Below are 24,637 nucleotides of genomic sequence, written 5' to 3' on the forward strand. Positions count from 1 at the left end.
GCTGAACACCCTAGCTCAGACATAGATCTAGCTATGTCCACAAGCTTGGCCGCCAACAAGCCCGTCGGCAGCAGCTGAACGACCTAACTCAGACATAGATCTAGCTATATCCACAAAGCTTGGCCGCCAACAAGCCCATTGGCAGCAGCTGAACACCCTAACTCAGACATAGATCTAGCTATATCCACAAAGCTTGGCCGCCAGCGAGCCCATTGGCAGCAGCTGAACACCCTAGCTCAGACATAGATCTAGCTATATCCACAAAGCTTGGCCGTCTGCAAGCCCATAGGCAGCAGCTGAACGCCCTAACTCAGACATAGATCTAGCTATATCCACAAAGCTTGGCCGCCAGCTAACCCATAAGCAGCAGCTGAACACCCTAACTCAGACATAGATCTGGCTATATCCACAAAGCTTGGCCGCCAGCAAGCCCATTGGCAGCAGCTGAACGCCCTAACTCAGACATAGATCTAGCTATATCCACAAAGCTTGGCCGCCAGCTAGCCCATTAGCAGCAGCTGAACGCCCTAACTCAGACATAGATCTAGCTATATCCACAAAGCTTGGCCGCCAGCAAGCCCATTGGCAGCAGCTGAACGCCCTAACTCAGACATAGATCTAGCTATATCCATAAAGCTTGGCCGCCAGCTAGCCCATTAGCAGCAGCTGTTCACCTTCTAGTAGTACGACTTTTTAATATTATTTTCTGGTGCTATAGTGGTTTTGTTGGGGTTAGGGTCACCGACACTAACCAAAGAGGGAGGAGCTGAACCTAAGCTAAGCTCCTCCTTTTTACCTCTAAAGCCGACGGAGGATGTGTGATGGATGATTTGTACAAGCCTACGGTTAAGTTGCTTAAACTGTGGGGTATCGAAGCTCCTGAACAACTACTGCAATCTTGTGACGACACCGAGTCCGTCACCAAGAATCTTCTCTCAATACACGCAGCTCTGAAAAGGCTATATCCTGTCAATCTTGTTAATGACAGTACTTCAATGTATCAGATAGACGTGATGCGAATCCGTAATAGGGAGCTGGATAGCTGCCGCCCGGTTGATTTAATCCAACAGGATATTCAGGAAAATGCCGCAATGCTACGGCGTTATTACGAAGGACATTTGCAGCGTTAATCGAGCCATCGCTGAATTAGAGTTAGGGGTATATTAAAAGTTACGAAAGAAGAGTAGCTGATGCCGACGACTCACAAAACCAGTTTAGAAAACGTGAATATAAAATATGCACTTGCTCGTATGAGCCGTCACGCCCCAAAACCAAACCTGCATTTGGCAAGTCCCTCAAAGTGAAATCGCCATCTCAACACGGGAGACTAGCGGGACAATCTAAGCCATAAACTTAGACGAAATTTCATTCAAAGAGCACCGCACATGCGCGAGCTATTCCGCTTTGTGTTGCTAGATAGCTAGGTATTCTTTTTCAAAGCCTGTAAATTACAAGCTCATACTCGATCTAATCGGATAGCTGGTAGATTCAGGGCAAGCTGTCGCTAAATCGAAAAAGAACGGAGCCAAATTAGAGCATCACGCCTAACTTGGCAGCCTCAAATGAGAAAAAGTATCTTGAAACCTTAAACACTTAAACGTTTGTTATTTGTTGGCTCAAACACGAACTCTAACACCCAAATGCGCTAACTCTACAAAAAAAATGAAACCAAATTTAGCTAATAGTACACATGCTTTTTCACTGTCATCATCGATCTTATTTATCACATCGTTTACAAACGCTTTGTCACGTTTACGGACAATAGACAGTGTTTGAGAAAGCTCATTTATCTTGATACTAGATTTAGTGAGATCGTGAGCTAACTTGTTACGAATATTCTTTATCTCATGCAGTGCAGGTAATAGCTCTCGAACTTCTTTTTTATCAGTCGGGTCATCAAAGTCAAAGATCTTAATAAAGGTCTTAAAAGTATCAATCTTCTTTCCGAGCGTAGCTTCCTTAATATCTGGTTCGATACATACCAACAGGTTAGCTAATTTATGTTCGATTAGGAGAACAATACTAAAGAACATTCCCGTTTTAGTATTTGAGTTCTGAGTTCTGGCTTTGAGCCATTTATTACCTTCAGCCGTAAATTCTACAAACTTTCGACTATTCTCTTCTGGAGTTAGAGGTTCCCGGTACTCAATCGTTGGCCTCACATCGCTTTTAGGCTTACTTTTGTAATAACCTAATTTATTAAGTAATTTTTCCACTACTTCCTCGTAAAGATACGCCTGTAATAAGGTGTGCCCCACTGAACTAACAAAGCACACCGAACTCCATACCAAAACCACCGAGTATAACGCATTGCCTTATTAGACGATTGTGTCAGCTGAAGGCAAATTTAGTTCTTGTTCTTCTGCTTCCACTTCAACCTCCGTCAACCCTAGCATCTGACGAATCATTTTAACTAGTGACGCTGATTTTTGACCATCATTCCATGCTAATTCTAAGGCATGTGATACAGCTAAAGGATTTTTAAGCAAACCTTTTGCTTGCCCATAGTTTGCAGTCGCAGCATCTCTATGCCCTTTCCATTTAGCACCTAACTCTTCGTTTAGCATGTCTGTGATATTAGTTTTCCAGACCACGATATTTGGCAGGAATACATGCTCTTCAGTTGGCCAGTTCAACGCTTCCGGTTGACCGCAAAGCTTTAATATAGATGCGTTATCTTTTTTATGCTTGCCGATTTCACTTTTTAGAAAGTTAACTTTTTTCTCTTTATCAGGATCGTCCTTAATTGCATCATGCTCGGTTTGTTTGTTTGTATCGCCATCTATCAGTACGAAAGTTGGAATTTTGAGTAACTGGGCAATACAAAGCGGACGCAATATTTCGCTTTTCCCATGTACGGGTACAATATGCCCACCTTGACGCCTAAACTCTCCATAAACGTTCATCAGGTGCATATAAGTCGTGAGTATCGATACATCTTCAACTCCTTCAACAAAAATTACTTTTTGCGAAAAAAACATTTCATTTAACTCTGGACTTAAAGCTGGTGAAACTTTTGCGACAAGAGCCGAGGGATTTGTTGGCTTAGATTCGACCTTATTCAATTCAGCAGCAATGTCAGCATAGGTGACTTGAGACACCACAGACTCACTAGGATTTCCACTTTCTCGAACCATTCTCAAGCTAGTAATATCATTCGAGGGAACAAAATATGGACTATGAGAACACAATAATATTTGTGCGGTATCTTCAGCTAACTTGAACATAGTTTCAGCAAGGTACTTAACTTGAGGTGGATGCTGATAGAGCTCAGGCTCCTCAATTGCCATTAAAAGCTTTGGGCTGTCTGAGCTGTCAATGTTCACTAATTCTTGAAGAAGCGCAAAGATATATGACCTCTGCATTCCATGCCCGAAACGAGCAAGCTCGCCCTCGTAACCATTATCTCCGATCACAACCTGTGCTACTGGGTCTTCAACTTTAATTGTTTTTTGCTCTTCATAGTTCCATTTAACTTGAGCTTGTATATCAGGTTTAGACCAAACTTTTAATCGCTTTTCTATTGACCCAGATACAGATGCTAATACACCTTGCTGTGTAGCTAACATCTTATTGTATGCATCCCTAGCATCATTGTAGATTGTTGCTAATTCTTCATCAAACTTTACTTTAGACCTTACCGTCCTATCTAGAAGTAACCCCAATGCCGAATTCTTGGATTCTTCTGCTTCTTTAGAGATGTCTTTAGTTGCGGGAATAAATACCCATTGAATATGTGCAGCAAGTCGGTTTGAACCCTTGGAAGCACCATAAAACTGGTCTTCACTCGAAACATATGAACAGAGTTTTGGGTTATTCTCTTCAAACTCTCGAAGAGCACTTTCCATGCCTCCTTTAGTTTTTATACTTTCTAAGCCACTAAACTGTGTTTTGGATTTAATATCAGCATAAATCCTTTGTAGTTCTGGAACTTTTTCACCTGACTTTTGAGCCTCAAACCAAGGTGCAAATTCAGAAATTACCTTTCTCTGACCATACTGTTTCACCGAAGCAAAGCCTGTTTCTTTATCATAAGTTGCCTCAGCAGTTATTGTTAGCTCATCTTGTCGCACATATGCAGCAAGGTCTTCCTTTGCTTTTTTAGATAAATCTTGAAATGTTACGGTGATCTTAATTGATTTTTTTGTGTTTTTGTGATGGAAGTCGTCTTCCGATAGTTTTACCAAATCTGTTTGCGAGTTTTTGTTCTCTCGAAAGAATAAGTTCAAAGCATTAATAACTGTCGATTTTCCTGAACTATTAGCTCCAATAAAACAATTGTAGTCCGAGATGTTTATTTCTTGTTTTTTATACGATCTGAAATTTTCAATCTTTAATTTTGTAATTTTCATTTTATTATTTCCTTGCTAACCTACATTCTGATAAATCGCCTAACACCTTATTAAGGGATGAGCAACGCAATACCAATGCCGCCGCATACCACCTTAAACAATAAAAACAACACATAGTAAAAATGCCACGCGTTGGGAGCCCCTCTTAAAAAATTTGTTAGGCGAATTTTAATAGATATCCTCGACCTCTAGTTTTTCTAAACTAACTTCGCACTCAATTTCACTGCGTTCTGCTCCAAGGTACGAAAGGTGAACTTCGAGTTGGCTCGAATCTACATTAGTATCGATACCACTTAGGACAACAACACCTCGAAACGCAACATTTACATTACCTTTAACGTGAACATCACTTTGACCGCTGCTCTCGGACTTAGAAAGCTCTTTTCTGTACTCGTATGATAGAGATTCGAAAACATCATCCTCACAATAAAATGACAATGAAGCCTCACATAGAACCACAAGCGAGTAGCTAAATTTGCCATTCCCTAAGTACGATGGTGAATCAACAAACAATTCTTTAAGATTATGAACATGAACCTCGTGACTATGTGTTTCAACAGAGCTGAGTTCATAAGGCAACTCAACAAACTCGCCATCATAAAAACCTTCCACCTCAACCATATGATTTGCAGTTAAATATTCTGCTACGTCATATGAGCAACCTGAAGTAGTTAAGGTTTCGATAATTGAATTAACTTTCATTTCACTTGCATTCAACTCTGCTAGTTGTTCTTTTAGCAAAGGAGTATCGAGAACTTCGGATAGATCTTTGTAAACTTGAACATTATCTATATTTTTGATTGATTCAATTAAAACGCCATCTTTTGCAACCACGAACAATTCACTGGTTTTTGCCAACTTTATAATGCAGTCATGTATCACAGCATCTGGGATATCTTCACGCTGTTTTTTGTTCCGAAACGCACCTGTTCCGGCGAAGTAAGATTTGAATAGCTCCTCAATTGAAGTATTTGAAATTGGCACTAATACTACTTGATTATCATCAAGCCAAGAACCAACCCGACGATTCGTTTCATTAATTGATGATTCGACAAAATTACTGAACTGCTTCACATTAAAACAATCTTTTTCAATTATTGTCTTTCGGTGCAAGCTATCAATAGCAGACTGAATTTTCTTTAAGTCTTCTTTAGCTTGATCAACTCTTTTACTTTTGTATTCTTCGATAACTATCTCAGGGATGATCAAGTTGACAAAACCCGACTTTATCAACCTTTGCAAGATTTGAAATCTCGTCGAAGTCAACCCCTCTTGGTGTAGGATATTAGTGTCTAACAAAATTCTTATCATTATTTCACCGAGATTATCAATATTCCGTATTCGCCTAACAGATTTATATATTGAAGCTTTCTTTTTATCACCTCATCATTACGTCACACACATTAACATAAAACATTGAATAATAGGGTTATTCCTGTTAATTATGTATGATAGATTGAATGATTCGATATATCACAACCTTCTATTTCAAAAGAGTATGTAATGCCCAACCTAAGGTTGCGTGGATATGTGATCAGTTTAACTATTTTCTAAATTAGGGAAAAATGAAGATTACCGATTTCTTGCTCATAACCTGCTAAGGAAAGGGGAAAAAGTTTGATAGGGGGCTATGATGACATCTCCCTGCTCAGGTCACATATCGATCTTGTAACTGACAGATTGAATCCTACCTAATCCACGTAATTGTGGCCGCCACCACAATTACAGTAACGCAATATAGCATTGCTTGGGTCGAACTAGGCACAAGGAGTTAAGCTTAGTTCAAAATCACCATAAGCCGTTAATTTAACTAGGTTTTATGCTAAGCGATTTAAGAGTTAATACTTGTGAGATAAGTTCCTCATTAACCCCCTCGCCAAATTTACTCAGTAGGTATCGTTTAGGAATCGACAAAAATCGCTCATCTGATGCCAATTCACCGCACACAAACCACTCGGCCTCTAGGGTATTTGCATGAGCAAACATGCGCCTCACAGGATCTCTGTCATCCAATCTGAGCTCCCACGTCAAATCGACATAGGGTGCTATAGATTTGAGACTCATGCAGAGACAGTTGTCTTGCAGCGGCAGCAACACCAACTTTCTCGGCCAACTTCAGGGCTTCCGCTTTAAATTCAGGGGAATGGATAATACGTTTTTTCTTGTTTGTCATGGTTCACCTCGCTAGTGATTTTACTCACTTAACTCGGTGTCCAAAACTGCTGGTGCGGATCACTATCGGATAATTTCTGTATCCAAAAACACAAGCTGCCCAGTGTAAATTAAATTAGTGTCTACAGGAGGCAGGCCGATTCAATGTGATAACAATTTGGAGAAAAATGAGACTTACCCTTTGTTTATATGAAGTCTTTCGACTTATTCATTTGACTCAATTTTTGTTACTTCATAGTATGCAATGCAGTACCTATCCAGTGGAGCGTAAAAAGTGAGTATTGCCAAAGAGTTAAAAGGATTAAGAAGAGAAGTAGAAGATATTCATCCTCTACTGGGCATGCTTTTCAAGAAATTACCTACTGTTACTGATGTAGAGTATAAGCAAGGTACTCTTGAAAATGGTGCTGATTTTGTTTTGATTAATAGTGATGATATTTTCGGTGAAGAATACATAGGAGTCATTGTTAAGCGCGATGCAATAACTAAAAGCAGCCATGATGTCACGACTCAGATCGATGAATGTATCCACACCCGTAGAACCGTTAAAGGAAAAAAAGAAATTGTTCTAGACGAAGTCTGGGTGGTAACACCCAAGAACATATCGATTAGTGCCCAAGAGTTCTTCAAGACAAAGTACAGCTCGACAAAAATAAAGTTTCTCGATGGTGTTCGATTGGAAAAACTTATTGAGACTTACCTCCCAGACTACTTCGATGCAACCCCAATTGTTATCAATGAGTATGTTTCGAACTTAAGAAATAAGCTCACAAATATTGAACAAAACTCAAGACTTACTTTCGGTGCCCTCGCTGAAGCTGATGTGGCACTTTGTAATGACCTTATCCCAATAGAAACTATTCAGTATAAGCAAAATCAAACAAATCGAAGGCCGCCGAGCAAGACATGCTTGAAAAAGGCTTTAGAAAAGAAAACTGCGATTATCATTGAAGGGGGAATTGGTACAGGTAAAAGTACTCTGCTTCGCAATACCGCTATGGATATGCTAGATCAAGACAAATTCCTTGAAAACGAGCAAGTTCCTGTCTATTTAACTTTCAAAGTCTTAGTTGAGAAATATAATTCTTCTATAAAACAGCTTTTAGACGAGAAGTTTAAAGAATGTAGTCAGAAATATGAGTATGTCATACTATTAGATGGAATTGATGAGGTCAAACTTAATATTGAGGACAGAACTCATACTATCAATGAAATAATCGGTGAAGTTGATGCGATTGGTAATGTTCGCTTAGTAGGCGCGATTAGAAGCTTGGATCAAGGAGCCGCTAGAGCAAAAATAGAATCAAAATATCGAGCGTTTCAGATTGCACCGCTTTCTCTAAACCAGATTATTACGGTGATCGTGAAGTCTTGCAAAAACTTGAATGTGAAGGATCGAATCCTAGAGGATCTGAAATCTTCAAACCTATATAAGACCCTTCCCAAGACCCCAATTGCTGCTTTTTTACTTGCCAAGTTACTTAACGAAAACGAGAACAATATTCCAGCTAATCTAACGGAACTCTATGCAAAGTATACAGAGCTTTCCACTGGTCGATGGGATATTACTAAAGGGCAGGAAAATGAGAAAGTTTACTCAGTTCGCGACGCAGTTCTTCAACAGATCGCTAGGTACATGATTGATAATGAACTAACCGTAATATCTGTCAACGAAGCCAAAGATTTTTTCATTAGCTACCTAACGGAAAGAAATCTCGGAATGAACTCAGAAGAAGTCTTCGACAACCTGTTAGAACATTGCGAACTACTATATTTAGATGAATGCAATCAAACGTTTGGGTTTAGACATAGAACTTTTGCAGAGTTTTTCTACGCTAAAAGCATCGGTATACAAAACGGCTTTAAGTTAACAGAGGATGCATTTGAGTTGTACTGGGCAACAATTGTATTTTTTATGGTTGGATTACGAAAAGATTGCCCAGAAGTTATCAACGAATTAATTGAGATGCCTACTGTTGAAGATAGAACCCGCCTTCTAAAGATCATTAATATGGGTAATATCATGCTAGCAGCTTATACATCTCCCTACGAATGCATTAAACATGGGGTTAAACAGATTTTTCTTGATACCTCAGATTACCTACTTGACACGATCAATGGAAATATTGATACAAGGCTTTCTGCATTTTCTCAAATGCAACTTATAGCTATCTTTAGGCACTTTCTTGCTGATGCATACGGATACACATTCTTTAACGAAGCTATTGACGAAGCTATGTATGATATTGATAAAGATAATAAACTTAATAGCGATGTTAAATGTACAAGCCTGTTTTTGCTTAACACAGCAAAAAGTGATCAGAGCTTAGATGACTTATTTAAAGAGTTTTCAAGTACTGAAATGATAAGCAAAACCCCATTTTCTATTCAACTAGCTATCAGCCAAGAGGCTAAAATGCATGGTTGTCACAACGCTCATATAAAGAGAATTAAAAGGCACTTGAAAAAAATTACTGGCGACAGGGCAGTACAGAACAAAGTTAATGAACTGTACGAAAGGCCATTGAATAGGCTTAATCTGAAGTAACGAAAATTATCCTAAAATGAGAGCTACACCATATTAGGTGCAATAATCACATATGTACCTTTCCCAGAAAGCATGGACAGGACGAGTTAGAGTTTTAATACTAACTAAGTCGTTTCTGTCCCTAGTCGTGCCAGCTTTCACTCTGGCACGTTTCTGCCGCTTTATAGGTTAGATTAAATACTCATTTATATTCTGTTAATGAGCATTTGCCCTACCAAAAATAATGCTTGTCAAAAGGCAAGACCTGACCCTGTTGTTTGCTTCTACCGTGGAACTTCTCACACTAAAGCACTTTGTGGGATCATGGGGCGCTTACGAAGGTAAGACCAAGAATGTAGTAACGAAAATCATCGGCATCCATATTGCTACGAAGTGTATTAGCGATGCTCCAAAGCTGCTTTTTCAGCTCTTGTTGATGTTGTTCGACTATTTGATGCTCTGATTTAATTATTGGAACTTCACGCGGAGGTGATCCCACATCTCCCGCCCAGAAAGTTGATCTGTTGCGCCAGTTGGAGTTCTAACATAGAACTTGTTTTCTTTACCTAGGAAACAAGGTTGATTAGCTCGACTGCATTTTACTACCAAAACGATCGAAGATTGGATAGTTTCAAGGTCTATTTGAATAAATGGATAGAAGCTTTCGCCAAGCATATCCTTAACTTTGTTTTTGAAGTGGAGAAGGAACTTATCGGCTGACTCTTGATGAAACGTAGCAAATTCTTTTTCTAGCCCTTTAATTTTTTGGTCGTCAGTGACACCAACAAAAAGTGTCCCACCAGAAGAGTTTAGGAAACCAGCTACTGTTTTAAGCGATGACTCCTCTATATGTGGTTCCTTTTTGAGCTTGTAACTGGAGTCGGTCTGACTTCTGCGGACATCGAGCGAAAAAGTTTCTTTGAACTCTGTTTCAGCGTTTTCACCCACTCGAATTTTCTGTAACAACTGCTCCTCATAATTGGCTTTTTCAACGTATTGAGATGTAGTGTCCAATCGAATAAGTAGTTCTTTAGAGAAACTTGGCCTGAAGATCATATCTTCTTGATAGTCATCGAGTTGTTTTCGGATGGTGTTTAAGGTGCGATTTGACTCTACGCATGCTTTTTGAATATCTAAACTAGGTACAGAGGCAATGAGGTTATTTTTCAATGACTCAAGGTTTAGGGTTTTCATCGTACCACCAGCTTTCGCGGCGCAGTCCTCCAAAATTTTTTGTCCAATCTTCGAGTTGAAGAATAGCTCTAAGTACTCGGAGTTAATTACTTGCTCATCGAAAATCAGAGCAAAGCCCCCGCTTTTAATGCACGAAAGAGAGCCTGAACTAACGTAAGGCTTTCGTCCTAGAATCCTTGGTAGAATAAGAGCATTCTCAAAGGTCTTTTCAGAATCATCTCTTCTAAGCTGCAGAATCTGCTGTGCATAAGGGTAAAGTAGACTTGGTTCGAATTCTTGTAGCTGTTCTTTTAAGCCCTGCAGATAAAGTGCTTGAGGTGAAGCATCAACATATCTCGATATATTTAGGTTATAGTCATTTTCTGCTAACTCCGAAACGGAAACAACAGCAGCAAAATTTTTAATATTCTCCCGTTGTACTGCTGAATGTATGATGCTTTGTATGTCTTCTTCGCTGATGTAATTTTGGTGAGAGCCGCTTTTGTAACTCTGGCTAGCATCAATGAAAAGAACATCCTTGCTGTTTTGCCTCTCCTTTTTGAAGACTAAAATGCAAGTTGGTATCCCAGTCCCATAAAAAATATTGGCAGGTAGCCCTATTACGGCATCTAAGCAGTTTTTTTCTTGTATCAAGAATTGACGTATGCGCCCTTCAGCTCCTTTTCTGAAAAGTACTCCATGTGGAACGACTACAGCCATTGTGCCGTGATCGCTTAGCTGATAGAGCATATGCTGGATGAAAGCGAAGTCAGCTTTTGTTTTTGGTGCTAGTGAGCCGTATTCTGCAAATCGCTCATCTTTGAGTAACTCTGGTTTCGCAGCCCATGACATAGAGAATGGCGGGTTTGCAACTACTGCATCAAATTGGAGCCCTAGATGTTGTGGGGACTCAAGTGTATCAGCCTGCCTAATATCGAAGTCTCTATAATTAACTTTATGCATGATCATATTCATGCGAGCGAGGTTATAAGTACTAGGGTTAAGTTCTTGAGCGTAGTACTTGATACGCGGGTTATTTGCTTCCTTCGCTACTTGAAGTAACAGTGAGCCAGAGCCGCAAGTTGGATCATAAACAGAATCAATAGAATTGTTGTTTAAGGTCGATAGTTTAGCTAGCAGTTTGGACACCATTTGCGGAGTGTAAAACTCTCCAGACTTTTTACCTGAACCACTTGCAAACATGCTAATGAGGTATTCGTACGCATCACCAAGAACATCACTTTCATTGCTATTAAAATCAAACTGGATGACATCAAGATCCGTCATTACTTGAACAATCAGCATATTGCGCTGAGATGGTGAGTGGCCAAGTGCGTTTGAGTTAAAATCTAATGCGTTAAATAACCCATAAAAGTCCTGCTCACTGCCTGCACCAAGTGAACTATTTTCAATCTCGAATAGTGTAGTTTGTAATTTTTCAATAATGCTACCGCTCGTTTGCCCATCTTTGGCCAATGCATGGAAAAGAGCCTTTGGTTGGATGAAGTAGCCTAAATTATCAATAGCCTCTTCCTGAAGCACTCGGATAACTTCTTTGCCTTCTTCAGTTTTTTCATCAACATCGACAAACTTTAAGCCATCCTCAGAAAGTAGTTCATCGGCGAAACTGATTAGATTGTCCGACAGATACTTGTAAAACAATAACCCTAGAGTGTATTCGCGAAACGTATCCGCATGCATGTAGCCACGTACATGATTAGTGATTTTCCAGAGTTGTTTACGTAGTTCAAATTTATGTTCTTCGATCATATTATTGATGTCACATACAAAGTTTTGGTAGGTAGTTTACCAAAGTAAGTGCATATAATGGCATAAATAAGCCGTCTCGATTGTAAATAGTGCGACACTTACACACCTTTAATCTTGTTTTAAAGTGCCAGCCATGCTTCGCGAGCAGTTTTTAGTGCGTTACCAAAAAGCAATGGGGGCAGGTCTTGCTATTTGCTTAGTGAAGCTTTCCATACTTGAACTAATTCGTTTTTTGCTAATTTAGCAAAGCATCTGGCACATTTATGTCCAGAACCGTGATAACAGCATGAAGATTCAGTATGGCGCTTTAATACTTACAGGCTCGAAAAAATGCTCTGAGTATGAAACTTAGTTTCCATTTGGTATGAACGCGCCACACCAGCACTAAGCTTCGACGAGTTTTCAGCATGATCCTTTTCTACTGTTACATACATAGCGGAGTTTATATGTTGTGTGTTCGATCTGAGAGCTGGTATGCTGAAACGACAAAGTCCCTCGGTAATCACACTAATACAAGTAAAAGTTTGCACACCAAAATGACCACTACATTGTGACACTACCTTATGGTTGTTTGAATAGTACTTCCATTTCACTGTACACAGGAAATGTTACTGGAATTTCAGCACCATCACCTCTATGTCGTTCAGACGCAGAACCATACATAATCATTGCTTCTATAGTTCTGTATCTACAGTCACGAGCAATATCAAAGTCACCTTTATCCTAGCATTCGTAATAAGCTTTTTTTCTCTCATGATGGCTTAACTCTTTAGGATCACCTTTAACACACTTATTCATATTCACTATACTCCTGCGATTGCCTATTAGTTGAAATCTCGCTTTTTTACGAGGCTTTCACTTATAAAGTGCTGTACTTAAGCTGCGGTTTTAAAATCAGGATTTTGAATGAGATGCCATAAGAATGTCCTTCGCCCCTCAAATACCGGAGGTGCCGCAACTATTTTCTCAAATATTTCAGTTGTACTGATGATATCAACTTTAATTTTAGCCCTAGTCAGAGCGGTGTATATCCATGATCTATCAATCACTCTTGAAGTATCGACAACTACGATAACCCTATCAAATTGCGAGCCTTGAGATTTGTGTACAGTGATGCAGTACGATGCTGTCAGATGCTTTAGAAGATTATCTGTTATCACTACTGTAGAGCCACCTGAGACGTTTACAGAACCATAAGCACCATTTCCCCTTCGTACTTCCTCTAAAAGTCCCATACTTCCATTCTGAACCCCTTCATCCCAGAAGTTCTTGGTGAATACAACCGGGTCACCCTCCCTGAGGATAACTTTGTAGATATCAACCACATCACCTTCTTCGTGGTTAAATATAGGCGTCCCTTTAGGGTTGATAGCAAACTGTGTCGCTCGATTGATTTCAGAAACCCTTGAGTTACTACCTGCAACCACCATAGCACTACCTTCGGCTTGCTTCATCAATTCTACAGCTTTCTTCGTGAACTCCCGCTTAGGTGTGTTATGAAAAGTAATATTCCCAGTCGTCAAGTTGTCAGGAGCAATTCCGTTTCTGACTAATCTAGTGTATTCGGGGATACCGCTTTCTTCCGAAGAACGCTTTACAACATCCAACTCAACAGTCGGTAAACAATCAGCTTTAATAAAATCATGAAGTACTAAGCCATATTCCACAGGCGGTAATTGATATGGGTCACCCACAAATATAAACCTTGTATCCTCCGGTACCTTTCTCAAAAGTCGAAACAATAGTGGAATGTCCACCATGCTTGCTTCGTCAATAACTACAACTGATTTATCCCCGGCTTTCATGTCTCCACTGAAGATTGCGCCATGTATTGTTCGAGATAAGTATCCCGTAGTTTCACGAATACACTCTGCTGCTCTCCCCGCAAGCGCCATTGGGTAAACAGTGTATCCTATTTGATTTAGAGCTTTGAAAAGAGTTTTTAGTACAGTGGTCTTTCCCGTACCTGCACCACCTGTCAAAACAAAGACACCGTTGGTCATTCCTGTTTTGACGGCTTCTTTCTGTTTCGATGTTAGTTCAAAAGGTAGTGCCCTTTGAGCATCTTTGAAAGCCCTGCCCATCTCAGAAGACCAAACTGTCTCTAGGGATTTAAGGTGTAACAACTCGACTGCTATGAAATGCTCCATTATCAGAGGGGCATAAGCATGAATACCATAATCAGACTGACGAACTTGAGGTGCTTTACTTGCTAAACTCAAAGCCTTGAAGGCTAATCCTTGGTTCCCGAGAAGACTTCTTAGTGGCTTGTAAAGAGTATTCTCGCTACTTACTGTATGACCTTTCTCAAGTTCCTTCTGAACTACGTATTCCAGTGCGGCAATCAAGCGCCTTTCGTCGTCAGGAGCAGATATATTGAACGTATCTTGGTTTTGAGCAAGATCATCAACCTCTTTGAATGACATTCCAAGTGAAACCGCTAGATAAGGGTTTGCCTTAATTGCTTCAATTGAGTCAGTTCCATGAAAGGTGATAATTTTGTTTATCACTGAGGTTTTGAAACCAAACTTTCTTAGCCATTCAGCGTGTTCCAGCGTTGAATACTTCTTGCAGGCTTTAATGAATACCTTGACTGTTTCTGGGGTTAGGAAGTCAAATTTCGACTCGTCATTTTCATAAGCGTACCTGAATACATCTTTACCAAGGTTGACCCATATATCTTCTGCTTTGAACTTCCCAATTCCCTTAAAATCAGGGCTATCAGAGACATAACGTATGAACTCTTCACCTGTATCAGGTTTCAAGCAACGTAAATTGGTAGCCAAAATTGTATAGCGCTTACGGTTTTTGCCTGAGTTAAATTTTAATTCTTCAGGTTTCCCCTCGTAGTCCCCAACAATCTTCCATTGCTGTCCTTTGGAGAGCGGGATGGCGTTTGAATCCTTTGGAGCCTTGATTAGGTATAACTTGTCTTTTTCACTAATCTCAGGGTCGATTTCATGGCCGTCAATCCGTTCAGCCGTGAAGATTAAATTGGTATTGGAAAGCCAGACGGCAATCACACGCATCGTCCAAAGGTTATTAATGCTCTTCAAAGAAAACCACTCCATGCTTGGCAATTACATCAGCAAATCTGCCAGCCTTACCTCGATTTTCCAACTCCGCCTCAAGTTGAGCGATTTTAGCTTTCAACACAGCATTTTCAGCAACAAGAGCCTGATCACTTGAATTGGTGCTGTTTGCAGAGGATACCTTCCCTCGTGATGCTGAGCCTTTCCTATCAGGTGGTGGTTGCAGGTGTTTTTTTGAGACTAGGTAACCTAACAGGGTCTTTAGATCAGCCTGTATTGACTTGCTTTTGCGAACACTATCACGATTTGGAAACCCAAGCGTATCAGCGAGAGTTTGTGGAGCAAACAAGCCTGTCTGATTACTAATGTGAGCAAGAAGATCTAAGACCCCCGCCTCAGAGATGATTATGTCGCTTAGGTCTAGCTCTTCCTTAATATCCTTGAGTTTATCAGCAGAAGCATTGCATGACATACTCATATCAATATGGTTGTACACCCACAATCGAAATGTCGAGTGCCTTACTTGGCCTGTCTCTAAACTCATTTCTGTTAACCCTTAAGCTGTTCCCTATACCATTTAAAAAATGCAGGGCACTTATCATTGTTGATAAGTGTTTTGATTTCACCTTGCATGTTCATTGCTGAAATATTAAAACCATCAGTTGAAACACCAAAGTCTTCATACGCCTTCGCCATCTCCAGAATTACTTTGTAGGCAGCAATTTCCTTATCTGAAAACTCCTGTGCTACACCTTCAGCCGTGCAAGACTCAATGTTCTCAAGCCGTAATTTATCCATCTCAGTATTATTGTTAGCAAGAGCTTTACGTGCATTAGCTAGCTCTTCTGTGGCCTTACTGAGATCGAGTTGGGTTACCAATAACTCCTGTTCCAGTTGAGATTCCCGATCTTGATATTGATTTCTAATCCGTTCTTCGGTCTTGTAATAACTTTGAACAAGAGCTTTGTATTTGCTGCCTTTCCTTCTAATAGTAGAGCCACTCATAGGCTCACCCATTCGCTTTGTGTATTTGTCAGCAACAGCATTGCTGAGTGCAGTGAAGCTCTCATAAAAGTCACAATCCATATCTCTTAGGATGCTTTCAATGACTTTTCTACGGTCGATTACGCCTTTCAGCTTGAGCCTTACCATTTCGTCATGGCTTTTAATTTCATTAGACAAGTTGAAGTTCCTCCATTAATGGCGTATCGCTTTCCAGTAATTTAGTCTCTGCTAGTAGTGCCTCAGGTGTACTACCTTTTAATTGAGCCAGCATATTTAAGTTGTGAACTACATATTTTACCGGGTCATACTTCAGCATCATTTGTGTTTCAGCAGAAAGCTCAGGCAGAGTCTCAAGCTGCACCTTGGTACTGATTTTGCGTGCAAGCATAGTTGCCATTGTTTTTAGGTTCTGGCTTTGCAATGAAGGTACACCGCTAACTTCCTGCAACTTTGCTAGTAGGCCATTGGCAAATTCACTTTCAGGCACGTAATTGTATTGCTTTAAGGCATCAAAGCCTGCAATGACAAACTTATCTTGGTTCTGTCTGATGTAGTTGTGTCGGGCAATCCAATGTGATGCAATTTGAATCTGTTCCGTAAACTTCGCCTGCAACTGCGCTTTCTCAGATTCATTGCTCGAAACTACTGTCATGACTTTATATTCCTTCGCCTCATCAAGTGCCTTGCGTGCTGCTGCCGCAATAGCAACTTTATTATGGCTAGTGATACATGCATGCGTGCATTCATGGCAGTTCATACGCCCATGTAAATTAATAACCTCAGTAGGACATTTGTTGTCATAGGGGCAAATGTGGGTGTAGTTAATCGCCAAGCCTCGACCGCCAGACTCCCTTAGTACCCTGAGTGCATCGCCAGAACCCGCAAAGAAAGGCAAGTCTTTGCTGTTATCATCAAGAGAGTCGAAAATTTGAATGAGGTTTTCCTCAGTTATAGAGGATTCACCCACCGATACAACATCGCTACTCTGGTTGATCTTCTTCTCCAATTTGGCAAGAGTCGCCGCATCCTGTGGAGTAGCCTTGGTGTAAAAACCAATCATGCCATCAGATTGCCCAGTGAACATTCTCACAGCTTCAACATCACCTGTTGTGATGTTAATTACTGTGACTAGCTGAACACGAAAACTGTGTGGCGTTAAAGTTGTCTTGGGTGTTAAAGGGGAGAAAGGAACTGGGTCTCCCCATTCCTCGTACTCAATCAACATCACTTTGGTTAAATCAGTCAGGTTGTGCGTTTTAACAACCTCGAATTGATCAACCGTTAGGTTATTAGGGGTAAGGGTAATCTTTGATTCGAACTCAACCCCTTGTTTTTCCAACCACTTCTCAAACATAAAAATATAAGGATTCATGCTTGGATGTATATCTTTATGAGATGCTGTACCTTGCAGTAGTGGTCTAAAACTCCCATGAACAGATAATTCATTATCTTGATACGCCCTAGGCTCAACGAAGCTCTTTAGGGAAAAGTGCTTTCGGACTTCCTTTGCGTGGCATAGCATCATCATCACATCTTCTTGGATGCAACTTTCTATCCCATTTACCTTTACTTTATCTGTTCTTACACGTAACGGGACATGTGAGGTTGCTGGGTCATCTGCAAGAGTAGGAACATAATCAGCATCAAATGTATCTGCGCACAAGTTAGCGGCGTTTGATGAACGCTGACCAGCATATGCTGATACGTTTAGAGCAAGTAAATGAAAGTAGTTACCAAGATCTACTCGCGTAGCACTATCGCCTACAGTCATTTTCTTAAGGCGACCACGCAGCCATGCGGGAAACTCTACCTCACCGATTTCACGCTTTTCTCCACCTATATCAATAGATGCAGGGATCGTTAATTTATCAAAAGATTTAGAGTGTTTGATGTCATTAATGTGCTCAAAACCTTTGATTTTAGATTGCTTAACTCTGAGGTCATTCAGATACTTAGCATCTTGTGTAGGTAGGGCTTTAGCTACTTCTTTACTCGAAGCAAATAATGAGGCTTTTGCAAGTTCCTTCATAAACATGCGAAACACCACCCAATACCCAAGGTGAAAGGTATCCTTTACTGATTTACCGGAGCGTGCATAGCCAACGTGCTTCAATGTTGGTATCGGATTGCTTCTTAGGTTGTACTCATCAAGATTACCGTATCGATCAATAACAGCTTCGAAGAATCTTCTTAGTGTCGCACAAATATCACGCAAGCTATTCTTTTTATTACTAGAAACAGTGTTTGAGCTGGAGTTGTTAATTAAGCCTTCAATGAACGACAAGAGCGGCACTGGGTAGATTAATTCTTTATCTTGCTTTTCAGCTTGCAGCTTGTAGTTCCTGTGAATAACAGGATCTCTTTTTACAAAGACGCTGCCTATGAACTTACTTGGTGTATCAGGGTACTCGAATAAGCAATTAGGGTGCTGTTTGAAGAACCAAGGAAGATATCCAAAGATGTAAGCGTTAATATACTGAAGAGAATTTGCCCTGTATTTTGCTGTGCCTCGCTCAATGCCTGTTAAATCTATCCATGCGAGCTGGGCGCGTGTCCAAGAGCTATCTTCGGAAAGATTTTCAACAGCATACATGTCTATCTTTCGGCTGAGAGTATAATCGCCAAAAGCAATAACATCGTCACCTCCTTCAGGAGTGTAGAGTAGCTTTACACCTTTACTGTAAGTTTCACCTAGTTCTATTCTCTGCTGTCCTTGATAAACAGAACGGAAATCCCCTAGGGTGTTCGATGTATATCCACTGCGCTTTGTTGGGGCCACACCTGTATTCTTTGCAACTTCTGCAATTGCTAAAGACTTACGTCGGGTGTGAACCTCAATGCATTCCTCAACCCATCCCTCAGGTAAAAAGCCATTTCTTTCATATGCTTCACAAAGGATGCGCCAAGGAATGTCTGTGGTAGGCCTATCGAGATAGTGTTCAATACGGAAGTCGGCAAAATCTTCAGCAGTCATTTCTTTAAACGACTCAATACCACGACATAACATATATCGAGCAATCAAATTCGAACTTGCACTTAGAGATTTCGGCTTAATCTTGATGCCGTTGAGCTTTGAGGAGAAGTGAGTCTTGAAGGCTTCACGTCGAGTATCAGAGGAATCTGCTAATACCTCCAAAGCAAGTCTCGGATAGCAGATGCTCAGTGGCGATTGACATAAAAGTTCATCTACAACTTCAGTATCCCATCGTAAGTGGGATGGTAACTTGACAACTTTCTTTCGGGCGGCATTAGTTAATAGTGACATTAGGACAGAACGAAAGAATCCCTTCTGATTCTCTGTGATGTCGTTATCAGGTATAAGGACGTCCATAGTCTCTTTCCATGTAGAAGAGACACATACGTTATCCAGTAAGATATCAACCATTTTACCAGTCCAAGAGGTAACATTGTTGTGTAGCCACCACACACACCACATTTTCTGGAATTTGTTTCGAGCAGGGGCTTCATTAGGACTGAAATATGCCAGATCATCAGTCAGCGACTTACCAATGGACTCTAGCTGTTCTTTCGTATACCGATATGAAGTCATTATTATAGTTTTGCTCCAAAATGACTATTAAGTAATAGTTTTTCTGTTGCGTTAATCCCACCGCCCTGAACGTACCCAAGAGCTTTTTCGACTTTTTCCAAGACACGCTCAATAACAGGCATTGCATAAACTTCTGTAGAAGTTATTGACTCATGAGCCATTAGGCGTTGGACAACGTGCTTATCAAGCCCTTGAATAGGGCAACCATCAGGCTCGTACCCAATGACTAAGTAATTAAAACAATGAACACCGTATAGGTGCCTTAAGGAGTGCAAAGCCCAACCTCTTGGTTTAGGTAAACCTCTCTTTTCATAAACTCGCTTCAAAGCTTCCCTCAATGGGTGTTGTCTAGTTTTGTCAGAGCTAAGTGATAACGGACGACCTTTGTAGTCACATTCTCTCAAGACAACAAAGAGAAATTTATGCCCAACACTTAACGGCTGTCTCTCAAGTACAAGGTAATCCCTAAGGTTTTCGAAGAATATCGTTCTGAATGGCTCAATAAAGAAGGTTTCTGAAGTGGTTCGCCCTTTGTAAGCCATACTACGCGCTGTCTCACCACTCACTGCTTCGAATGAGTTGCCGTAAGCAACGGGGCGCAACCTAGGGTTAACGCATCTAACCGTTCTGTTTTTTACATCAATATCATCCAGCAATACGTTGGCAGCTTCAATTTCCCGTAAACCTGTACCCATGATAAGTGACAAGAACAAACGGTCTCGCAAAGTTTTAGCTTCATTGAGGACTGGTAGGGCATCTTCGTGTGGGAGAGCTTTCTTTACAGACGAGCCAGCGTCCTGTGAAGGATAAGATCCCTTTCTAGCCTTAAGTATTGTGGTCTTAGATAGGTTTGGGCCGTTACGGCAGACACCTGCAATGACAGACTTCTTCATCAGAGCTTTTCGTTGCTGAACAGGCACCGCTTGTCGAAACAGTGACTCTCCAAACATAACATCAGGCGCAACAGAAAGGTCAATTAAACCAAGATCATATGCAGTGTGCATCTCAGCCTGAAGTTGAGCTGACTCCTTCAGAAACCCCCTGACTGTCGAGATTATTCTTTGGTTAGTACCATGTGCGGTTGGTTTTCGTTTGGTCTTTTTAGCAGCAAGGTATGCAAGTGATGTAGGTGGAGAGCTACACCCTGTTGATAAGTATTGTGGAAACTGTAAAACCATCTCAGTTAGGAGAGGTGTACCTGTCTTCTTTCCAATTTCAAGTTCAGCAATTTCATTTGGATCATCCAGAGCATTAAGATAAGCAAAAAAGATTCTGAGGTCTGAGGCTTTGCTCTTAACTGTGTTAACAGGGCCAGTTCTAGCTATATCATTTATGTAGCAATTGTATGCCTCAACTGGCTCACCATTAATGTATAAGGCGTATGATTGTTCACCTGTTGCCAGTTTGAAATTGATGGATTCCATTAGTTCCTACATATGCACTGCCGTTTTATGCTTTTTATACTATATACAAGTGCAAGCGCAGTGCGCAATAGCCAATAGACAAAAAAAAGAGCACAGCAAATTTAATTGCTGTGCTCTCGTATGTGGCACGCCCTACAGGATTCGAACCTGTGACCACATGCTTCATCACACTATAGCTTTCGCTACCACCTTGCGGCTTTGTGCGCTGGACTATCCCTTTACCATAGCTTTTCAGCTTTAGGTAGACGCCGTCTAGTCTCTACACCTTCCCATCTATGATGGGCTTGGCTCGGGATTGCCAACTCAACGAGTAAGGTTTCCCCGAATTTGACGTCTTACAATCTAACCGTTTCCAATTAGATGCCCAATTCGAATACCAGAATCATCTAGCGAATTAGAAGGCACGTGCTCTATCCAACTGAGCTAAGGGCGCTTTATTTGTTCCACGACTATAACAGTCAAAGAACGAAATTCAATTTTTTTCAACTTACGTATGCACTGCCATCTTATACTTTATAAGAACCTGCGACCACATGCTTAGAAGGCACGTGCTCTATCCAACTGAGCTAAGGGCGCATCATTAGGCGTAACGAGAAGTTACGGGACGGGATTATACGTCCCCTGACGGTCACGTCAACGCTTTTTGTCTGAATTTCTTACCCTTACGCACCAAGCGCTCAAAGTAACGACAATTTGTATTAAATTCAGTAAGTAACTGTGCTGTATACACCACCTCACCCGGTAACTGACAGCATTTCCGAAAGAATAGATCTCACTACACAATTATACCAAACTCATCTCATAACATTTTTTCAATATATTGCTATATTTTTATCAAATCGCAGAAAGGCAAACGTTTGCGCTATAGATCTCACTCACATTCTTTGCGACAATACGATCCGAAATAGAATAACTATCTGGCTTATTTCGGCGAGCTTGCCCTGAATAGCCCAGATAGTTACTCTGTTTGGCATCATGCTCAGTTAACTACAGCCCAAAGGATAATCATGGCCGCTCAAATTATTGATGGAAAACTAATCTCCCAAACCGTTCGTCAAGAAGTGGGAGCACGTGTTAAAGCGCGTGTTGAAGCGGGATTGCGTGCCCCTGGTTTAGCCGTCGTCCTTGTCGGGCAGGATCCTGCCTCACAAATCTATGTCGGCAGCAAGCGCAAGGCCTGTGACGAAGTCGGCTTTGTCTCCAAATCTTTCGACCTTCCGGCAACCACTTCAGAGACTGAAATACTGGCCCTGATCGATGAGCTAAACAATGATAATGAAATTGACGGCATCTTAGTTCAGCTGCCGCTACCTGCCGGTATCGATACGACCAAAGTACTTGAGCAGATTGATCCGGAAAAAGATGTTGATGGCTTCCACCCCTACAACGTCGGCCGCTTGTGCCAGCGAATTCCTAAGCTACGTTCTTGTACCCCAAAAGGCATCATGACGCTGCTTGAGCGCTACAATATTGCCGTTCGTGGCAAACACGCCGTTGTTGTTGGTGCGTCTAATATTGTCGGCCGCCCGATGACCCTTGAGTTACTGTTGGCTGGCGCGACAACCACAACCTGTCACCGCTTTACCAAAAACTTGGAACAGCATGTCCGCCAAGCAGATATTCTGGTTATCGCGGTAGGCAAGCCTAATTTCATCCCAGGAGAGTGGATTAAAGAAGGGGCTACCATTATGGATGTCGGTATCAACCGTTTAGACAGTGGTAAGTTGGTTGGTGATGTTGAATATGATATTGCCCGCGAGAAAGCCCGCCACATCACGCCGGTACCAGGTGGCGTTGGACCTATGACGGTTGCGACTTTGATAGAGAATACGCTACTGGCTTGTGAGCAGTATCATTCGGATTAAAAAGAGTCGAGTCGCTAGATCCTAGTTCATAGATAAAAGTGTAAGAACGAAAAGCGAGAGCAATTGGCTCTCGCTTTTGTATTTTGGGTCCTGGGTCCTGGGTCCTGGGTCCTGGGTCCTGGAGGGTAAATTATCCGAGACTTGAAACTATCCCAGCTTTCGCTCTTCCCTAGGACCTGTTCTTCCAAGGGCCTTTTTATCCTAGGTTCTAGTAATTTAAAGCGTCTTCGCGACTTCTTTCAAATAAGCCGTGAAATCTTCGCCCAGGCTTGGATGACGCATACCGTATTCAACGAAAGCCTGCATGTAGCCCAGCTTGCTGCCACAGTCATGGCTCTTGCCTGACATATGGAATGCATTCACTTGCTTTGACTCCATCAGCATATCAATCGCATCGGTCAACTGAATTTCATCACCCGCGCCAACAGGTGTTCGCTCTAGCAAGCCCCATATTTCAGCAGGAAGTACATAGCGGCCAACAATCGCCAGGTTGGAAGGCGCGTCTTCACGGTTTGGTTTTTCTACAACCTTTGTCATTGGCGCCGTCTCACCCGGCTTGAGCTTAGAACCATTAATATCTGCCACACCATAGCTTGATACATCAGACATCGGTACTGGCTCTACCATAACCTGGCTGATCTCAGTCTCGTTAAATGCCGTCACCATCGCGGCCATGTTCTCTTTGCGCAAATCGCTGGCGGCATCATCAAGAATGACATCAGGCAGAACAACAGCAAACGGCTCATCTCCTACCAACGGATGGGCGCAAAGCACAGCATGGCCCAGGCCTTTTGCCTGCCCCTGGCGAACATGCATAATCGTCACGTCTTTCGGACAAATGCTTTGCACTTCATCTAGCAGCTGGCGCTTAACACGTTTTTCAAGCGTTGCTTCCAGTTCGAAAGAAGTATCAAAATGATTTTCAATGGAATTTTTTGATGAGTGGGTTACCAGCACAATTTCTTTGATACCTGCTGCCACACACTCGCTCACCACATACTGGATAAGCGGCTTATCCACGATAGGCAGCATTTCTTTAGGGATCGCCTTGGTTGCAGGCAGCATACGCGTGCCAAGGCCGGCAACCGGGATCACCGCTTTACGGACAGGGGAAGTATTAGACATTCTTAATTCCATTAATTAATAATCGGGCAAACTATAACAAACAGGCTATAAAGTATCGACACGGCAGCCAACAGTAAATACTGAGGATTATTTCTTCACTATATCTTCATTCTGAATACTGACTTTAACCGGTTTTCCAAGCAAGTTAATCAACATAAACGAACGCTTCTCGCCATCAGGCTCTTGGTAAATGGCTTCAATGCCCTTGAATTGGCCTTGCATTAACTTCAGGCTTTCACCTGGCCGTGGTAGGCTTGATAGCTTCGCTTGATGCTCCTCGCTGTCCTCATTCATCATCAGCCCATAGATCAGATCCGGCTGTACCGTCTGCGGCTTAGCTCCTTGGCGAATAAAATCAGCGACACCACGCGTTGAACGGATCGTTGTATAGCTGATATCTTCAGGATCAAAGTAAACAAACATATAACCCGGGAACAAGGGTTCACAACATTCAGTTCGTTTCCCCCTGACAATTTTCTGCACTGTCACCTGAGGGTAATAACACTCAACACCTTGACGATCAAGATTGATCACTGCGCGCTCCTGCTCGCTGCGCTTACAATATAGAAGGTACCAATCTTTCATAATCTTCTCTGCTTAACTATCGCCAACTGTAATACTTCCTAAATTATAAGTACTAGT

The 24,637-nt window shown here is 41.5% G+C and carries 14 protein-coding genes and 2 pseudogenes; 3 read left to right on the plus strand and 13 right to left on the minus strand.

The genetic code is table 11. The features are described from left to right. Nucleotides 1–821 precede the first annotated feature (821 nt). Entirely contained in the window at nucleotides 822–1,130 is a 309-nt protein-coding gene (locus AC51G0_RS13835; RefSeq protein WP_496299196.1) for a hypothetical protein, read from the plus strand. A 486-nt stretch (nucleotides 1,131–1,616) separates the two neighbouring features. On the opposite strand, the gene AC51G0_RS13840 is transcribed toward AC51G0_RS13835, so the two are convergent. From AC51G0_RS13840 to AC51G0_RS13855, 4 genes and pseudogenes are all read right to left on the minus strand, one after another. Further along, nucleotides 1,617–2,216 carry a hypothetical protein gene (locus tag AC51G0_RS13840; protein ID WP_496299197.1) on the minus strand — a complete coding sequence of 200 codons (600 nt, stop codon included), beginning with the start codon at nucleotides 2,214–2,216 and terminating at the stop codon, nucleotides 1,617–1,619. A 102-nt stretch (nucleotides 2,217–2,318) separates the two neighbouring features. Beyond that, complete coding sequence (locus AC51G0_RS13845) at nucleotides 2,319–4,352, minus strand: AAA family ATPase (RefSeq protein WP_496299198.1); 2,034 nt, start codon at nucleotides 4,350–4,352, stop codon at nucleotides 2,319–2,321. Nucleotides 4,353–4,520: 168 nt separating this feature from the next. Beyond that, nucleotides 4,521–5,663 carry a PIN domain-containing protein gene (locus AC51G0_RS13850; RefSeq protein WP_496299199.1) on the minus strand — a complete coding sequence of 381 codons (1,143 nt, stop codon included), beginning with the start codon at nucleotides 5,661–5,663 and terminating at the stop codon, nucleotides 4,521–4,523. 736 nt (nucleotides 5,664–6,399) lie between these two features. Continuing rightward, nucleotides 6,400–6,525: pseudogene (locus AC51G0_RS13855) on the minus strand (transposase); the annotation flags it as partial. 273 nt (nucleotides 6,526–6,798) lie between these two features. Between AC51G0_RS13855 and AC51G0_RS13860 the strand changes: the two are divergent. After that, nucleotides 6,799–9,072, plus strand: coding sequence for an NACHT domain-containing protein (locus tag AC51G0_RS13860; protein ID WP_496299200.1), 2,274 nt, complete (start codon nucleotides 6,799–6,801; stop codon nucleotides 9,070–9,072). A gap of 316 nt (nucleotides 9,073–9,388) precedes the next feature. Here AC51G0_RS13860 and AC51G0_RS13865 read toward each other — a convergent pair. From AC51G0_RS13865 to AC51G0_RS13895, 7 genes and pseudogenes are all read right to left on the minus strand, one after another. Then, nucleotides 9,389–9,502, minus strand: a pseudogene (locus tag AC51G0_RS13865) (type I restriction-modification system subunit M N-terminal domain-containing protein); the annotation flags it as partial. 17 nt (nucleotides 9,503–9,519) lie between these two features. Beyond that, nucleotides 9,520–11,994: a type I restriction-modification system subunit M gene (locus tag AC51G0_RS13870; RefSeq protein ID WP_496299201.1), complete on the minus strand. Its 2,475-nt coding sequence runs from the start codon at nucleotides 11,992–11,994 to the stop codon at nucleotides 9,520–9,522. Between the two features lie 875 nt (nucleotides 11,995–12,869). Beyond that, a complete protein-coding gene (locus AC51G0_RS13875) occupies nucleotides 12,870–15,050 on the minus strand; it encodes an AAA family ATPase (protein WP_496299203.1) in 2,181 nt (726 codons plus the stop codon). Continuing rightward, the gene (locus AC51G0_RS13880) at nucleotides 15,037–15,522 is read right to left on the minus strand and encodes a hypothetical protein (protein ID WP_496299204.1); all 486 of its coding nucleotides are present in this window, start codon (nucleotides 15,520–15,522) and stop codon (nucleotides 15,037–15,039) included. The genes AC51G0_RS13875 and AC51G0_RS13880 overlap by 14 nt, the downstream gene beginning before the upstream one ends. Before the next feature lie 53 nt (nucleotides 15,523–15,575). Next, nucleotides 15,576–16,208, minus strand: a complete 633-nt coding sequence (locus AC51G0_RS13885) for a hypothetical protein (RefSeq protein WP_496299206.1) — start codon at nucleotides 16,206–16,208, stop codon at nucleotides 15,576–15,578. Then, nucleotides 16,201–19,362, minus strand: a complete 3,162-nt coding sequence (locus tag AC51G0_RS13890) for a hypothetical protein (protein WP_496299207.1) — start codon at nucleotides 19,360–19,362, stop codon at nucleotides 16,201–16,203. The genes AC51G0_RS13885 and AC51G0_RS13890 overlap by 8 nt, the downstream gene beginning before the upstream one ends. Nucleotides 19,363–19,583: 221 nt before the next feature. Beyond that, entirely contained in the window at nucleotides 19,584–21,005 is a 1,422-nt protein-coding gene (locus AC51G0_RS13895; protein WP_496299209.1) for a tyrosine-type recombinase/integrase, read from the minus strand. 1,007 nt (nucleotides 21,006–22,012) lie between these two features. Between AC51G0_RS13895 and folD the strand changes: the two genes are divergently transcribed. Continuing rightward, nucleotides 22,013–22,870 (plus strand): bifunctional methylenetetrahydrofolate dehydrogenase/methenyltetrahydrofolate cyclohydrolase FolD, encoded by an 858-nt coding sequence (gene folD / locus AC51G0_RS13900; RefSeq protein WP_496299211.1) that lies wholly within the window; start codon nucleotides 22,013–22,015, stop codon nucleotides 22,868–22,870. Between the two features lie 216 nt (nucleotides 22,871–23,086). On the opposite strand, the gene galU is transcribed toward folD, so the two are convergent. Further along, the gene (gene galU / locus AC51G0_RS13905) at nucleotides 23,087–23,995 is read right to left on the minus strand and encodes a UTP--glucose-1-phosphate uridylyltransferase GalU (RefSeq protein ID WP_496299212.1); all 909 of its coding nucleotides are present in this window, start codon (nucleotides 23,993–23,995) and stop codon (nucleotides 23,087–23,089) included. Nucleotides 23,996–24,082: 87 nt separating this feature from the next. After that, nucleotides 24,083–24,580 (minus strand): transcription/translation regulatory transformer protein RfaH, encoded by a 498-nt coding sequence (gene rfaH / locus AC51G0_RS13910; protein ID WP_496299214.1) that lies wholly within the window; start codon nucleotides 24,578–24,580, stop codon nucleotides 24,083–24,085. Nucleotides 24,581–24,637 lie beyond the last annotated feature (57 nt).

The organism is Photobacterium sp. HL06 (genome assembly GCF_059552575.1).